This window comes from Acidaminobacter sp. JC074, assembly GCF_022496765.1.
In the GTDB taxonomy this organism is placed as follows: domain Bacteria; phylum Bacillota; class Clostridia; order Peptostreptococcales; family Acidaminobacteraceae; genus JABXKX01.
Map to the genome: position 1 here is coordinate 117,709 of NZ_VANV01000009.1, position 16,316 is coordinate 134,024.

Consider the following 16,316-nt stretch of genomic DNA (forward strand, 5'->3'; position numbering starts at 1 on the left):
TATGGAAACTCAAGATCTCAAATTATCTTGGAATTAATAAAAGAAATTAGTGATTCAAATAATACTAAGATAATATCCATTTTGTATTTACTCATACGCATTTAACATGTCTAAGTAAGTTCTAATAGAAATAATTTGCTTATCCTTTAAGTAACCAAGGAAGTGATAACCTGGCTTCTTATCATCAGGTAACTCATTAATACTTTTGTGTTCATATTTCCCATAATGTTCTTCTAGACCTCTTAGGAAATCGTTAGCTACTTTAGTGAGATTTGCGTTTTCAGTTGTATATGTATTTCCTTTAGACCAATTGTATAAATTTCTCATTGCAGAAGGTATATCTGAAACAAAATAGTCTACGAACTGAGTATGTCTAGGATTAATAACTCCATTTAAGTTAACATTCCACATGTTTTCAGGAATTAACATAGAAGCTCCCCAAAATGTATTTGAAACTTCTAATAGTTCTTCTTCTGATAAATCTTTTGTAGGAGTATTCCAAGCATCAAGAACTTGATTTGGAACAGCTGATGAAGGGAAATATCCGAATCGTTGATTTCCAACATCAAAAAAATGGTCCTTGTCAATATCGTTAAAAGCATAGTGATTGTGCCTGTTTATCAAAAGGTTAGTTGCACCTTCATCAGACATAGTAAGTGGATTTAGGGGTTTTTCCAGTCTCATTTCATCTTTTATTGTTTTTAACTCATTCGGACTTAAAGAACTAAGATATTCTTTTGCAGTCATAGATGATGATTCATATCGTCTAAGAATATCTTCGAAATTACTTGCTTCCTTTACTGTTGAAACCTTATTTAAACTTATATTAATATTGCTTATTGATGATATCATACTATTACCTCCTAAATCTCTATCGGCAACTATAAATAACACATTCAATCAATATCCCAAATTTTTCTAATAAATTATGTAAGATTCAATAGAGTTTGAATATCAGACATATATATGCAAATATCACCAGCATAAAAAAACTTCTCTTTTAATTCGAGAAGCCTTTCAATCACTATACACCTATTATTTTCACTAATACCCTTTTCTTACGAAGTCCATCAAACTCCCCGTAGAAAGCTTGTTCCCAAGGTCCAAAATCTAACTGCCCTTCTGTGATGGCTACAACGATTTCACGTCCCATTACTGTTCTTTTTAAATGGGCATCACCATTGTCTTCATAGCCGTTATGATCGTACTGACTATAAGGTTTTTCTGGCGCTAATTTCTCTAACCATCTTTCAAAATCTCTATGTAGGCCTGATTCATCATCATTGATAAACACACTTGCTGTAATATGCATGGCATTACATAATAAGAGACCTTCTTTAATGCCAGATTCTCTTATACACTTATCCAGTTCAGGTGTGATGTTGATAAAGCCTCTTCTATTAGGTACATTAAACCACAGTTCTTTTCTATAATGTTTCATCATTTCCTCCCGTTTAAGTTATAACCAATCCGGGTACTTTTATAGGGATTGGAGGTTCATATGAATATTATACCTTATTTAGATTTTGACGGAAACTGTGAAGAAGCTTTAAAGCGATACAAGGAAATTTTTAATGGAGAAATCGTCTACTTGCAGCGATTTAAAGATGGTCCTGATATGGAAATGAGTCAATCAGATCTAGAAAGAATCATGCATGCTCAACTTAAGATTGGTGATATGGTCCTATATCTATCGGACACCTTTCCAGGAACACCACTTGCTGAAAAAAGTCGCATTTCTTTAAACTTAGGCTTTACAGATTTAGAAGAACAAAAAAGAGTATACGATGCCTTATGTAAAAATGGTACCATCACCATGCCATTAGAAGAACAGTTCTGGGGAGATGTCTTTGGTGCTGTTACAGATGAGTTTGGTATTCCGTGGTCTTTAGCAGCAACTAAAAAGTAGGATTAGCCTACTTTTTTCTATTGCAATTTCACTAAAATTTGTATATGATTAAAAAGGAATATACAGGAGGTCATATGCATAAAATAGATTTATATTTATTAACAGGTTTTTTAGGTGCAGGTAAAACGACTTTCTTAAAAGCTATGCTTGAGCAAGCTGGTGATAAGAAGGTCGGCATCATTATGAATGAGTTTGGTAAAGTTGGTATTGATGGTGATTTGGTAAAAGACAAGGCTAATGAATTAATTGAAATCAACAGGGGTTCAATCTTCTGTTCATGTTTACAATTATCATTTGTAGAAAGTCTTAAAGACATGTCTGAAAAGCCAATTGATGCTTTATTTGTCGAAGGATCAGGTCTAGCAGACCCATCAAACATCGGTGAGATTCTAGAGGCAACTGAAGTTTTAATCGGTGAAAAATACAGATATGCAGGTTCAATTTGTATCATCGATGCAGTTAACTTCATTGACCAGGCTAAAGACTCTGAGACTTTAGAAAGACAAATCAAGCACAGTCACTTAGCTGTTATTTCTAAGACTGACATAGAAGACAAATTTGATCTTGTTAAAAGTGAAGTTTTAAAACACAATGCTGAGATTGAAATTGAAAAAGCAGATATGGGTAAACTGCCATTTAACTTCTTTGAGAAGTTTACAAATGAAGCAGCTATCATCAAGGATGAAACAACCAACAAGGTTGAAAACAAGCCTAAGACACTTAGCCTAGAACTACATGAACCTGTAGAAAAAGAAAGACTTGAAGTTTTCTTAAAGACACTTTCTGCTGATGCTTTCAGAATGAAAGGTTTTGTAGAACTAACAAGTGGCGATAAGGTACAAGTTGATGTCGTTAATGGTAAAATTGATTATCAAACAGATACTGAGAACCATGATTCAAGTATTGTTATTATCTCAAAAATCGGTCCACAGATTATCAAGAAGATCATTCCACTTTGGGATAGCAAAGTACAAACTGCTTTTAAACTAAGAAACTAAAAAAGACCAAATGGTCTTTTTTTTATATATATTTTTGAATGAAATATCTTGTCAACAAATAATCGATGGCTGCCCATAAGCCTAGAAATAGCGAAAAATGACTATAAGCCACATTAAATATATTTAAGCCATAAAATGGGCTGTGACATAAGGTAAATAAAAGTCCTGATAGACCTGTAAGAAAGTTCAATGATTCAAGTAGATAAACAATAACACCAGTCAGTGAAATTGCCAGCAGTTGATACCCTGTCCATTTAAAGCCTTCATTAAAAATCATATGAACATTGATGCCTAACCAGACAAGCAGAAAGACCAGTGACACCGCAAAATTAACAGGCTTTACAAGCATATCTGGATTCAGACTAATTGTCACTGTATTAAATATCATTGAAAGTGTGTATATGAGTAGGAGTAGTTTCTTCATACTTAACCTCTATTATCTTAAAAAGCTCCAGTTGCCTGGAGCTTCAATTATTTGTTAGCCTTATTGTAACGATGTCTGTCGTGAGCATTCAGTATTCTTTTTCGTAATCTGATAACTGCTGGTGTTACTTCAACCAATTCATCCGCTTCTATAAACTCAAGAGCTTCCTCTAAAGTAAAGACTCTTGGCTTTCTAAGCTTAATGGCATCATCCGAACCAGAAGCTCTTACATTTGTAAGTTTCTTGTTCTTACCAGGGTTAACAATCATATCGTCTCTACGAGAGTTCATACCAACAATCATACCTTCGTAAACATCCACTGCAGGATCTACAAACATAGTTGCTCTTTCACTTAAGTTAAAAAGTGCATAGGCCATTGTTGACGTACGCTCTTGGGCGATCAGTACACCATTTTGTCTCTTAGGTACTTCACCAGCATGTGGGAAATAACCTCGGAAAGATTGTACCATGGTACCCTCTCCACGAGTTTCGTTGATAAACTGTGATCTATAACCTAATAAACCTCTTGTTGGAATAGAGAATTCAAGTCTTGTATAGCCGTTTTCAGCAAACATGTTCTCCATAGTACCTTTTCTTGTATTCATGGCAGATATAACAGCACCACAATACTCGTCTGGTACGTCGATAATCACATTTTCATAAGGTTCTTCAAGACCGTTTTCAGTTTGATGCATCAATACCTCTGGTTTAGACACACCTAACTCATAGCCTTCTCTTCTCATATTTTCAAGAAGTACAGATAAATGGAGTTCACCTCTACCTGATACCTTGTAACCATCCGTTGAATCAAGTTCTTCAACTCTTAAACCAACGTTCACTTCTAGTTCTTTAAAAAGTCTTTCTCTAATATGACGTGTCGTTAAGAACTTACCACTTTGTCCTACAAATGGTGAATCATTAACATAGAAGTTCATTGATAGTGTTGGCTCTTCAATTTCTATCATCGGTAGTGGTTCTACTGTTTCAAATCCAAATGTTTCACCAATTGAAACATCTGCAAATCCAGCTAAAATTACGATATCACCAGCATGGGCAACATCTTTTTCTACACGTTTTAAACCTTCGTTCACAAGCAGTTTAGAGATCTTGCCTTTTTTAATAGACCCATCTCTTTTAGCTAAAGATAAGTATTGACCCTTTTTAATCACACCCTTTGTGATTCTACCAATACCTAAACGACCTAAGAAGTTATCATAATCAAGTGATGACACTTGCATTTGAAGTGGTTCATCATCTAAGTTAGGATAAGTTTCGAAAGACTCCGTTAAAGTTTCAAATAAAGGATCTAAATTCTTCTTTTCATCTTCTAAATCAGCTACGGCAACACCTTCTTTGGCAATACCATAAACAATTGGGAAATCAAGTTGCTCATCTGTTGCACCTAACTCAACGAATAAGTCAAATGTCATGTCTACAACTTCTTCTGCTCTCTGATCTTTTTTATCAATCTTATTAATAAATAAAATCGGTCTTAAACCTCTCTCAAGTGCTTTCTGAAGTACAAATCTTGTTTGGGGCATCGGCCCTTCACTTGAGTCTACTAATAGTATTGCTGTATCAACCGTTCTAATAATTCTTTCAACTTCTGATGAGAAATCGGCATGACCCGGTGTATCAACAATATTAATCTTTATACCATCATGTTCAATGGCACAGTTCTTTGAATAAATTGTGATCCCTCTTTCACGTTCCAAATCGTTAGAGTCCATCACCTGTTCTACTACAGCTTCATTAGCTCTGAACACACCACTCTGAGAAAGAAGTGCATCCACTAAAGTAGATTTTCCTGCATCTACATGGGCAATTACTGCCACATTCAATATATCTTGTCTCTTCATAAGTTCCTCGTTTCTTTACACTCAAGTACCTAGTATACACCAATAAATCAAGAAAAGATACAAAAAAAGAAAAAAACCACGCTTTGCATGGTTAAATGACTTGATTCTTGCCACTTTCTTTGGCTTTATACAACTTCATATCTGTTAAATGAAGGGCTTGTTCAAAGGTGCAATCTACAGACTTTTCGAAAACTCCAGCGGAAAAAGTAAGGTCACAATCTAAAAAGTCATACTTAACATTAAAAAACTTTTTTGAAAGCTTCTGTATCCTTTCTAAACTTTCTTGTCTATTACAATCTAGTATAAGTAAAAATTCTTCACCACCGTATCTAATAGCAAGCTCGTCCTTTTCCATCATTTGAAGAATCAATTGTCCCAAATCCTTTAGGACTCTGTCACCAGTGATATGACCATATTCATCATTGATGATTTTAAAATCATCTATGTCTATTAATACAAATATTCTCTTTTCTATAATAAGATCATCAATGGAATCTAAAATGTGTCTATTATAAAGTCCAGTCAATCTATCTGTCAGAGCAATTTCGGATATTCTTAATCGTTTACTTGTTTCATCAGATAAAATTTTGGCATACATATAAAAACAAACCATGGTTAAAGACATCATCACACATCTAATCAAGAGTCTTTCAAGCGAAAACTCCGAAGAAGTAAAAAAAGCGACAAGAGCATAAAACCCTATGATATGCAGACTAACATTTCGAATTAATTTTTTATTTCTAATTAAGAGCACATAACCCAATACTATATAATAGCCTAAATAAAAATCACTCCTTAATCCACCTCTTATACCTATAAATAAGGAGATGACGGTGATGTCTATATACAAGGTGTATTTTTGAAATAATTTATTATCTTTATATCTTGTGTATCTTGCTACAAAAGCATAAAACATATATACAGAAGCAGATATTACATTTAATCCTAAATCAAAAGGGTAATCTGATAACAACATCATGAATACAGCGACTATCACACCAATTGTTCTAACAAGAAATTGAAAGCGAATTGTATCCAATGTATATAGCTTATTATTCATCAATGTCTTCTCTATAATCATAAAACCCCCTTAGTCATATATACCACAATAAGGGTTTTTGTGCAATTATTTCGATAGTAAAACTATTTTACCGTTTCTAAAATTAACTCATCAATCAAGTTTTTATTAATGAATATTTTAATAAGTATAAAGGTTTGATTTTCTTCCCCTGTTACAATGAATCCTATTATCGCCAACGAAAAAAACAACCATAATCGCCCTTAAAGCTTGACGGTTGTTTCTATAAACTAGTAAAGGATTTTGATTATATTCCTATCTGAATTTCTATTTTTGAACCTTCTTTATAACCATCTAGTTCTTTTACTATAGCAAGGACATTGTTTCTTAGTATGTCTTGAACAAAAGGCACCATGGCAATGTCTTCATCATCAATCTTAAGTGATATATTATTATTAGATAGAAGACAGTCACTTCTGGTTTTATTGCCTTTTACAATTTCACCTGCTAAAGCTTCACAAGACATACCACATAGACCGCAACATTTTTCATCAAAGTTAGGCAAGATTTCAAATGTTTTTTCCTCTATCATATCAACTAGTTTTTCAATGTCTCCCATAGCGCTTAATGCAGGTAGTTCATGATATGACTCTATGATATCAGCAATTCTTCCAGAAACCATAAATGTTCTATCGTCTATTTTCTTTGTAATACCATCTTCATCTTTAGCACATACTATTTTAGGAAAGTTGCCTTCAGCCACGCCTTCTAAAATGACATAGTCATGATCGTAATGCTTAAGAATCTTATAGACGTCAAGGTGTTCTGGGTATAATATGTCGGTTTCATACAAACCTCTAGCGGTTACTAGATCAGCACCAGCCTTCTTATGTCTATCTGTATTGGTACCTTCTATATCAATTGCAAATTCTTCATAGTGAATGTCTTTTAGACTCCCCACCCTGTAGCGTCTTTTTTTTAGTTCTGTAATTATTTTTTCAATAGTAGTTGTTTTCCCAGACTGGGTAAAACCAACAACAGACAATACTTTCATTCCTACTCCTTATACAATCAGAAATGCCATCAAACAAGTAAATGCCATAATGATATAATCTCTGTTTTTCATCTTAAGTTTTAGATGACTTGTTCTTTTCTCCATGGCCCTAAACCCTCTCATTTCAATGGAAAGAGACAAGCGTTTAGCCTTTTCAAGTGCACCAATGACGATTGGTGTCATGATATAACCATAAAGGTCGAGCTTCTTTTTTAGCTTCAAGCCCTTTACATCCACACCCCTTAACTCTATAGCTGTCATGGTGTCTTTAAATTCTTCAACGAATATAGGCATAAAGCGAATGCCTATGGCTACCATAAAGGCAAAGTCATAAGGGATCTTGATCTTTATTAAGGCGCCTATCAATTCAGTTTCCGTTGACGTTGTTAAGATGGTACCTGATACCAAGATAATCATAACTCTTAATAGATAAAGCATTCCCTTAGTAAGACCTATATCTGTAAGAAGTTTGATACCGCCTACCTGTAAAATAACCAAACCTTCACCAGTAAACAAACTTTGTATAATGATAAGGCCTATGATTACAGAAAGCATTTTTCTCAGTCTTTTTAAGACCAGAAAGAAATGACCACCAAAGAACTTAGCCATTACAGTGCCTAAGACAAACAGAAAAAGCATGGCCAATATATCATTTAAAATGATGGCTAAAGTTGAAATCACCAAAACAACAAACAATTTCGTACGAGGATCTATTTTCATAAATCCCCCATTTCTATGATTTCATCTGCATAGCTTTCTACAAACTTCTTATCGTGACTGATTAAAAGAATACCAACACCCTTTTCTTTTACCTTCTTCAAAGACTGACCCAGCATTTCCTTGCGTACTTGATCAAGGCTTGTCGTTGGTTCATCTAATATAAGATATTCAGGTTCTCTCATAAAAATTGAAGCCAGGGCCACTCTCTGCTTTTCTCCTTGACTTAAAAGGTGACACTTAGAATCTATAATCTTCTCCAAGTGAAAGAGATCTGTCATGCTATCTATCTTTTTATGGATGATTTCTTCTTTTTCACCATTCATACGAAGAGGAAAACCCAAGTCATCTCTTACTGTAACTGCAAAAATCTGCTTGGCAGGATTTTGAAAGAGATAGCCTATCCTGCCACCCAAATAAGATAAATTATTATTAGATATATCTAAGTCATCATAATAAATACAGCCTCCTTCTGGTTTTAAAATACCCATTAAGAGTTTACCTATGGTTGTTTTACCTGAACCATTAGGACCCACTAGAGCTGTACATTTCTTACCATCTAAAGTCAGGTTCAAGTCATTAATGATGTCTTTTTTCCTATATTTAAATGATATATTTTCAAATTTTAACTGCTTCATAAAAGTTCACCATCAAATGTTTCTAATAGTCCATTTCTTAAAACCATGACCCTGTCTGCTATATCTAAATGATCTAAATCATGTTCAATCATGAGAATGATCTTATTCTTTTCTTTTAAACTAAGGATGCGCTTTTTTATTAAATCACTGCCCTTATCATCCACTTGAGACATGATTTCATCTAATAAAAGAACATCTGGTTCTAAAACCATGATGGCTGCTAAAACCACAAGCTGTTTTTCACCACCTGATAGCTCATTAGGATTTCTGTCCAGTAAATGCATCATATCCAGTGACTTTGCCACACCAGTAACAATCGATTCAATCTCTTCTAGTGGATAACAATAATTCTCCAGTGCAAATGAAAGTTCTGCTCGTACTGATGAGAAGACGATTTGAGAATCAGGATCTTGATAAACCGTCCCAATATACTTAGAAATCTCCATGACACTGTCACTTTCAATTGGTCTTTTATTCAAAAGAACACTGCCAGTCACTTCCCCCTTGTGATCATATTTTAAAACACCATTAATACTGCTTAAAAGGGTCGTTTTACCACAGCCACTGAGACCTACAATAGACGTGATTGTACCAGGCACCAGGGTTAAGTTGATATTTGAAAGAATGGGCGTCTTATGACTCTTATACCTAATGGATATATCTCTTAGCTCTAACATTACTGCACATCCGTAGATAAGGCATATTTACACCAGAATTGGCTGAACTGATCTTTTGATACAATGATCATATAAGGACCGCTGCCACCTTGATCTCTTGTACCAATAGCTTCTCCATTTACCATATAAGTGATGTATACATTTTCTGCATCTACTACCTTTTCTCCTTCTAAAGCTACTGTGTATCCATCAGCAGCAACATTGATTATGGTATCGTCTTTTCCTACACTTACACCAGCATCTTCATACAACTTAATAAGTGGTACACCTGTATAAGTGAACTCTTCAGGGCCTGAATCAGACGTATCTTTAGTTGCCACAAAGTCTGTTTCACCTAAGGCTCTGATATCTTCCATACTATAAGTTTTTTGGTCTTCACCCTTATACTTCACAATAAAAACAGCATCATTGTTAAGGGCTGCTTTTTCAGCCACATTTTCTTTATTTAAGTAGGCCGTAACCCCGATTACTAAAATCAGCACAGCGATAATGCCTACGATAACTTTCGTTTGTTTACTCATTAAAAATCTCCCCACATAAAAGGTATAATCAAGTCTTCATATCTAAACTCACCATGACTGCCACCTTCAGAAGTAGTATGCATGCCATGGTCTGCTGTGATGATGACATGACCATCCCACTTACTTACCAATTCTTCTACATAACCATCTAATAAAAACATTTGATCTAAGGTTCTTTTGTCCATATCACCATAATCATGGCCATACTCGTCTAGGCTATGAAAATGTACAAAGACAAAGTCATTGTCCAAATTTTCTAAAGCAGATTCAAATATCTCGTCATCTGTCATACCATTATCGTTTTTATCCAAATTAAGAATAGGCTCTACAGAGGTATCAAGTATTTTGATATTGCCTTCTATAATAACAGATGATTTGCCTTGTTCTGATGCCAAAGAAAATATATCCGACTTATTTAAAGTCCTATAAGACCTATCTAAAACGCCGTTTACTTTAGGTATCTGACCAGTGATCATAGCTGCATAACCAGCATTGGTTACCGGTTTAAAAATGGTATTGGCCTTTTCACACGCAAAACTCTTCATAAATGCATCCGTCTCTTTTAAGACTTCATATTGATTGTATGAAAAGCCGTCTATAAAAATAACCATAACAGGCTCAGATAAAGATGATCTGACAGCTTCATAAGTATCCATAACAGTCATTTGAGGTGGATTTATCATAATCCCTTGAAGCCCATTATAGACATCATAAGTCTTTGGTATGATGTAGTTTAAAGACGTGCCATTTAGCTCAATATAGCCCTCATCAAAGAAATATTCATAGTCACCTTCATTTGTCATCATTAAAGATAAGTTTGAAGCTTTATCTGTTAAGTCACTTAAGGAAAGAACCTTCTTAAGCTTCATGCCAGGCACCTTATAGGTTTTACCCTCTGTGGTCTTTTCAGAAATGCCATCTAAGTAAGCAAAAGACCTATAAGGTTTAAGATAGAGCTCCCCCACACTATAATGAAGGGTTGTTTTATCTTTTGGATCAACAATGTTCAAACCATAAGCATGGTTCACAGATCCTGTATCGTTGACAATTAAAATCTCTGATATGCCTCTGATGCCACTATTAGGTGGATGTTTATCTGACACAAAGGCCCATCCATATTCATCAGAGTATCCTATATAAGTCCCATTTAATGACTCACCGTCTAGACTGTTCATAAAGCCGTCAGCTGATTTTAAGTAAATCCTATTCTTTTCATAAATAAGTGGCAGTTTACTTAATAAAAGGCCTGCATCAATAGCCAACATCTTTGTATCTTTATAATCCATTTTTTCAAAACTCTTGTTTTCAGCTTCATAGAGCGTTTGTAGATCAAAATTTTCTGTTAGGTCCCCTATCACTTCTAAGGATTTAGGCTCGGCCGACGAACAACCCACCAGTAGAAAAATGAAGAATATCAAACTAAGCTTTTTCATCACTGCCACCTGTTGCTTCCTTTATTTTTTTGCATACTGCATAGGCAATCAAACCACCTAATCCACCTGATAATATTGCTGCTGAAAGGCTCAGCATAAGTGGTACAAGAGGTAATCTAAAAAAGACCAGATTGGATAGATAAGTCCCCGATACATTGGCAATGACACCAGCTGCAAAAAAATCGATAGGCTCTTTGATTTTCCTTCTAATAAGAAAATACACCACATCGATCATAACCCCTGGTAGGGAATAAGTGAAAATACTTACAATACCATGGGTTCCAAACGAACCTGTTATTGCTACAATTACACCTTGAGTAATGGCAATAAGTGCTGCCACGCCTCGTTTTTCAATTAATCCAGCCCCCAGTACCAACCAGAGCATATAAAAGCCACCTGCTACAGCACCACCTGGTATAAACAAGGGGCCTGTAATCATATGTGTCAGTGGTACTATTACTGGCTTTATAGCAAGACCGATGGCGGCCATTAAGGCCACCACAACGATCTCAAACACACTAAAATTTTTAAGTATTCCGTGTTTCATATTTCACCTATTTAACTTCTATTGTTGCGATATTCTTTACCCAGAAGTTACTTGTTAATGAAGATGTCATCAACTGAACATGGCCTTTTTTCTCTTTGACCGGTTGGCCATCTTCAATAACACCTAAAAGCATATTTTCATCGACTTGGTCTCTTGTAAATACCATTTCATAACCATCAGTTGCAACAACCTTTAGTTCAGTAAAATCTTCTACTTGTAAGAAATCTAATACATCTAAAATTCTATAACCTTCCCAAACTTGGTCATAAGAAGCACCGTCTTTAGAAGTCTTAACAGCCTCTACAGTGTATAAATCCAACTTTCTCTGAGCACGGTCACTTGTAAACTCAAAAGAACCATCAGATAAGCCTGTAAACTCTATGCTCCAAGCTGGTAGTTCAGCCACTTCAGTTTCTGAAGCTTCAGCTTGATCAGCACCACCTGCACCAGCAGCTATACTGTAAATATCTTTAACAGTTGTGTTTTTAGGCTGGCCTTCAAACTTAACTTTAAAGATGTCTTCATCTTTGATTAAAATACCTTTTTTCACATCCTTACCTGATAACTCTACTGAGTAACCATCTGTAGATGTAAAGACATATGAATCTGCTTTAATGCCTGCTTGGTCAATCAACTCTATTAAAGAAACACCTTCATTGTCTTCAAAAGACATGCTTGTAAATGCCTCCATAGCATTGTTAGCCGACATAAATGCTGTATTACCTGATGTTAATTGAAGAATCATCTTAACATGCATGCCTTTTGGTAAGTCTGGCGACATAAAAAGAGGTGCATTTTCTCCTGTTAACTTTAATAGACCTTGCTCTAACACTTCAAGTTTCTCTGTCTTTTCAAAACCATCTGTTGCCACAAATACAACTGGGTCTGATGCTTGAATAGACTTAAATAAGTCTGTTACCTTAACACCCTTATCGTCTGCTTCATAATATGTAATATCCACTTGATCTAAGGTCTTAGAAGCTGGCTCTATAAAAACAATTTGATTAAGTGCAACTGATTCAACCTCAGCAGTTTCAGTTTCCATCAAACACTGAACTTCCATCAAATTAGAAACCCAGTACATTGAACGCTCATCATTAATGGCCATTCTAAGTGGTAACTTCTTATCCACATAATTTTCACCATCTTCTGACCATATGAGCATGATGTCTTTATCAGCGATGATTTCTGCCGGTACATCTATGGCATAGCCATCTCCAGCAATACCCCTAATACCATTAAAATCAGCTAAAGACTTACCTTGTTCCTTTAAAAGTCCATTTAAACTGACACCAACAATATCAGTTACTATTTCCTCACCACTTGAAGTGACCGTCTTATAAGTTTCTTTGACTGGTGTCATCTTATAGATATCATTGTATGGAATTTCAACAGTCTGATCACCCATCTCAATCTTTAATGAACCATCATACGACAAACTTGCGGCCTCTTCATTACTACATCCCATGGTAAACAACATCATGAGAACAAGTAAAATAACACTTACTTTCTTAAAATTCATTTAAATACCTCCAATAATTCTCACTGCAGTCATTGATACCGTTCACTATTGCCTGTGTTGTAATCGTTGCACCTGTTATGGCAACAATTTCATTTTCAGAAGTTTTTGATAACTTAACAACTTCTAATGGTTCATTCACATAAACTTGCATGCGCTTTTCAAACCAGTCCTTAACAATATAACCACCATAATCTTCAGTTTCATGATGTTCTATCACTTTGAAGTCTTGGACTTTTCCCTCACAAAGGACGAGATAGTAAATCATATCTTCGTGATAAGCGTCTGTATGAACCACTTGAATCATCTTTTGGTCTTTCACATAAACGCGTACAATATCCCCTTGTTCATAAGACTTTATGCGAATCCCATCTTGAGAATAAGACTTGTACTCGTCAATTTGAAAAAAAACAACCATTGCAAGTATTACAAACATAGCAAAATAATGAATCAATTTCATGACTCCCCCTAATTTAGCTCAAATTGGAAATAAAAAAATCCCTCGAAAGAAGGATTCCATTCTCCTTTCCACAATGGGAGGCATAGAAATTTCTCTCTACACCCATCGGTCTTACCATCGTAGAAAATCCTTAGACTGTAAGACTCAGAGCTCTATAATAAGCTTATCATTAACAAGTATAATGTCAACAGATATGCAACAAAACATCCTTGATTTTACAGTCTAAATTCAATTATTGTACTATTTTATATTTCTTTTAGTAAGTTTGCCATTTCAATAGCAGCCATAGCAGCTTCAACACCCTTGTTGCCGGCCTTAGTGCCTGCTCTTTCAATTGCCTGTTCAATGGTATCTGTTGTCAATACACCAAAGATAACTGGTACTTCAGACTCTAAAGAAACAGAGGCAATACCTTTTGATACCTCACTAGATACAAAATCAAAGTGGGCTGTCGCACCTCTGATAACAGCACCTAAACAAAGTACACCGTCATAATCTTTCTTAGCAAGCTTCTTTGCAACTAGTGGGATTTCAAAAGCACCAGGCGCCCAAACAACATCAATATCATCATCAGAAACACCATGTCTTACAAGTGTATCTACCGCACCTGATAATAACTTTGACCCGATAAACTCGTTAAATCTTCCAACAACAATCGCATACTTTTGTCCACTCGCAATCATTTTACCTTCAATTGTTCTCATCTTAAACCTCCTCTAACATATGTCCCATACGTTCCTTTTTCGTTTTTAAATAATAAGCATTTTTTTCATTATGATTCATTTCAATAGCCACACGTTCTACAATCTCTATACCATAACCTGATAAACCGGATAGTTTCAGTGGATTATTGGTCATCATTCTAATTTTTTTAGCCTTTAGATCTAATAGTATTTGAGCACCAATACCGTAATCTCTAAGGTCCTCACCAAATCCTAAAGCAAGATTGGCATCAACAGTATCATAACCTTGGTCCTGAAGTGCATAGGCTTTGATCTTGTTGATTAAACCGATACCACGTCCTTCCTGTCTCATATAAAGCAAAATGCCATTTCCAGCCTCGTCAATTCTTTTAAGTGCATTTTGAAGTTGGTCACCACAGTCACATCTAAGCGAACCAAACGCATCACCTGTTAAACATTCCGAATGAACTCTAATTAAAGTTGGTGTATCTTCTTTGATTTCACCCTTTACTAAGGCCACATGGTGTTCTCCAGTCAGCTTGTTGATATAACCCACCATTTTAAAATCGCCATACTTGGTCGGCATATTGGCTTCAGACACTCTTTCAATTAAAGAATCGTTTTCAAGTCTATAGGCAATCAAGTCAGCAATTGTAATCATTTTTAGATTGTGCTTTTCCTTATATGTTATAAGATCATCTACTCTAGCCATAGAACCATCATCTTTCATAATCTCACAGATAACACCTGCAGGCTTTAAACCAGCTAATACCGATAAATCTACAGCTGCTTCTGTATGTCCAGCTCTCTTTAAGACGCCACCTTCTTTTGCTACCAAAGGAAAGATGTGACCTGGACGTGTAAAATCTGAAGGCTTAGAAGTCTCATCAATTAATTTAAGAATTGTTTCAGCACGTTCAAAGGCTGAAATACCTGTCGTTGAATTGACATGATCTACTGAAACTGTAAAGGCAGTTTCTTTAGGATCTGTATTGTTGTGAATCATCATTGGGATCTCTAGAGCCTTTAAAGACGCTTCCTTCATTGGCATACAAATCAAGCCTCTGCCATGTGTGGCCATAAAATTAATAGCCTCTGGACTGGCATGTTCTGCTGCCATTAGTAAATCACCTTCGTTTTCTCTATCCTCATCATCTACAACAATGATCATTTCCCCGTTTTTTATAGCCTCAATTGCTACTTCAATCGAATCAAACATTTTTACCTCCTACATAAAGCCGTGTTCGGCTAAAAAATCCTTATCTATACCTGTCTTTTGTGTTAATCGTTCAATGTATTTACTGACCATATCATTCTCTAGATTGACGATGTCGCCAACCTTCTTTTTTAGAAGTGTGGTATCATCTTGAGTTTGAGGAATAATCGACACTTCAAACTCTGACGACCCAACCGATACAATGGTCAAACTGATGCCATCTATGGCAATAGAACCCTTCTGAATCATATACCTCAGTAAAGCCGAGCTGCATGAAATACTGATCCTATAAGCAATTTCATCTCTTATGACTCTTTTTATATAACCAGTGCCATCTATATGGCCTGAAACCATGTGACCACCAAAACGATCGCCAAGTCTCATGGCTCTTTCTAAGTTAACAGGATCTCCTACTTTTTTCTTTGAAAAACCACTCATGTGAACAGTTTCTGGCATTAAGTCAGCTTCAAAGTAATTACTGCCTAGGGCAGTTACCGTCAAGCAAACACCATCTGTTGAAATGGAGTCCCCGATTTTTGTAGACTCCAAAACTGTCTCACAGGTGATAGAAAGCTTAATGGAGTGACCCGATTTTTTTATGCTTTTAATGAATCCAATTTCTTCTACGATGCCTGTAAACATG

General features: G+C 35.5%; 19 protein-coding genes and 1 riboswitch. Of the genes, 2 read left to right on the forward strand and 17 right to left on the reverse strand.

The genetic code is table 11. From position 1 onward, the window contains the following. Positions 1-87: 87 nt before the first annotated feature. Positions 88-852, reverse strand: a complete 765-nt coding sequence (locus EZV73_RS11010) for a hypothetical protein (RefSeq protein WP_240840364.1) — start codon at positions 850-852, stop codon at positions 88-90. Positions 853-1,024: 172 nt separating this feature from the next. Beyond that, entirely contained in the window at positions 1,025-1,441 is a 417-nt protein-coding gene (locus EZV73_RS11015) for a secondary thiamine-phosphate synthase enzyme YjbQ (RefSeq protein WP_240840365.1), read from the reverse strand. 60 nt (positions 1,442-1,501) lie between these two features. Between EZV73_RS11015 and EZV73_RS11020 the strand changes: the two genes are divergently transcribed. Next, positions 1,502-1,909: a VOC family protein gene (locus tag EZV73_RS11020; protein ID WP_240840366.1), complete on the forward strand. Its 408-nt coding sequence runs from the start codon at positions 1,502-1,504 to the stop codon at positions 1,907-1,909. Positions 1,910-1,983: 74 nt separating this feature from the next. Beyond that, positions 1,984-2,907 (forward strand): GTP-binding protein, encoded by a 924-nt coding sequence (locus EZV73_RS11025; RefSeq protein WP_240840367.1) that lies wholly within the window; start codon positions 1,984-1,986, stop codon positions 2,905-2,907. A gap of 22 nt (positions 2,908-2,929) precedes the next feature. On the opposite strand, the gene EZV73_RS11030 is transcribed toward EZV73_RS11025, so the two are convergent. From EZV73_RS11030 to EZV73_RS11100, 15 genes are all read right to left on the reverse strand, one after another. Continuing rightward, positions 2,930-3,331: a hypothetical protein gene (locus EZV73_RS11030; protein WP_240840368.1), complete on the reverse strand. Its 402-nt coding sequence runs from the start codon at positions 3,329-3,331 to the stop codon at positions 2,930-2,932. Between the two features lie 47 nt (positions 3,332-3,378). Then, a complete protein-coding gene (gene typA / locus EZV73_RS11035; protein ID WP_240840369.1) occupies positions 3,379-5,190 on the reverse strand; it encodes a translational GTPase TypA in 1,812 nt (603 codons plus the stop codon). Positions 5,191-5,281: 91 nt separating this feature from the next. After that, entirely contained in the window at positions 5,282-6,271 is a 990-nt protein-coding gene (locus EZV73_RS11040; protein ID WP_240840370.1) for a GGDEF domain-containing protein, read from the reverse strand. A gap of 244 nt (positions 6,272-6,515) precedes the next feature. Next, the gene (mobB, locus tag EZV73_RS11045; protein WP_240840371.1) at positions 6,516-7,262 is read right to left on the reverse strand and encodes a molybdopterin-guanine dinucleotide biosynthesis protein B; all 747 of its coding nucleotides are present in this window, start codon (positions 7,260-7,262) and stop codon (positions 6,516-6,518) included. 9 nt (positions 7,263-7,271) lie between these two features. Then, positions 7,272-7,982, reverse strand: coding sequence for an energy-coupling factor transporter transmembrane protein EcfT (locus EZV73_RS11050; RefSeq protein WP_240840372.1), 711 nt, complete (start codon positions 7,980-7,982; stop codon positions 7,272-7,274). Continuing rightward, complete coding sequence (locus tag EZV73_RS11055) at positions 7,979-8,617, reverse strand: energy-coupling factor ABC transporter ATP-binding protein (protein ID WP_240840373.1); 639 nt, start codon at positions 8,615-8,617, stop codon at positions 7,979-7,981. Before EZV73_RS11055 ends, EZV73_RS11050 begins: the two co-directional genes overlap by 4 nt. Further along, positions 8,614-9,294, reverse strand: a complete 681-nt coding sequence (locus EZV73_RS11060) for an ABC transporter ATP-binding protein (RefSeq protein WP_240840374.1) — start codon at positions 9,292-9,294, stop codon at positions 8,614-8,616. The genes EZV73_RS11055 and EZV73_RS11060 overlap by 4 nt, the downstream gene beginning before the upstream one ends. After that, entirely contained in the window at positions 9,294-9,815 is a 522-nt protein-coding gene (locus EZV73_RS11065; RefSeq protein WP_240840375.1) for a hypothetical protein, read from the reverse strand. Before EZV73_RS11065 ends, EZV73_RS11060 begins: the two co-directional genes overlap by 1 nt. Beyond that, complete coding sequence (locus tag EZV73_RS11070; RefSeq protein ID WP_240840376.1) at positions 9,815-11,248, reverse strand: alkaline phosphatase family protein; 1,434 nt, start codon at positions 11,246-11,248, stop codon at positions 9,815-9,817. The genes EZV73_RS11065 and EZV73_RS11070 overlap by 1 nt, the downstream gene beginning before the upstream one ends. Further along, on the reverse strand, positions 11,235-11,795 hold the full coding sequence (locus EZV73_RS11075) for an ECF transporter S component (RefSeq protein ID WP_240840377.1): 561 nt from the start codon (positions 11,793-11,795) through the stop codon (positions 11,235-11,237). Before EZV73_RS11075 ends, EZV73_RS11070 begins: the two co-directional genes overlap by 14 nt. Before the next feature lie 7 nt (positions 11,796-11,802). After that, entirely contained in the window at positions 11,803-13,317 is a 1,515-nt protein-coding gene (locus EZV73_RS11080) for a hypothetical protein (RefSeq protein WP_240840378.1), read from the reverse strand. Then, positions 13,307-13,774: an FMN-binding protein gene (locus EZV73_RS11085; RefSeq protein WP_240840379.1), complete on the reverse strand. Its 468-nt coding sequence runs from the start codon at positions 13,772-13,774 to the stop codon at positions 13,307-13,309. The genes EZV73_RS11080 and EZV73_RS11085 overlap by 11 nt, the downstream gene beginning before the upstream one ends. Positions 13,775-13,819: 45 nt before the next feature. Further along, positions 13,820-13,936: riboswitch (molybdenum cofactor riboswitch) on the reverse strand. A gap of 83 nt (positions 13,937-14,019) precedes the next feature. Then, complete coding sequence (ribE, locus tag EZV73_RS11090) at positions 14,020-14,478, reverse strand: 6,7-dimethyl-8-ribityllumazine synthase (RefSeq protein ID WP_240840380.1); 459 nt, start codon at positions 14,476-14,478, stop codon at positions 14,020-14,022. Between the two features lies 1 nt (position 14,479). After that, complete coding sequence (locus EZV73_RS11095; RefSeq protein WP_240840381.1) at positions 14,480-15,676, reverse strand: bifunctional 3,4-dihydroxy-2-butanone-4-phosphate synthase/GTP cyclohydrolase II; 1,197 nt, start codon at positions 15,674-15,676, stop codon at positions 14,480-14,482. 9 nt (positions 15,677-15,685) lie between these two features. Continuing rightward, a complete protein-coding gene (locus tag EZV73_RS11100; protein WP_240840382.1) occupies positions 15,686-16,315 on the reverse strand; it encodes a riboflavin synthase in 630 nt (209 codons plus the stop codon). Position 16,316 lies beyond the last annotated feature (1 nt).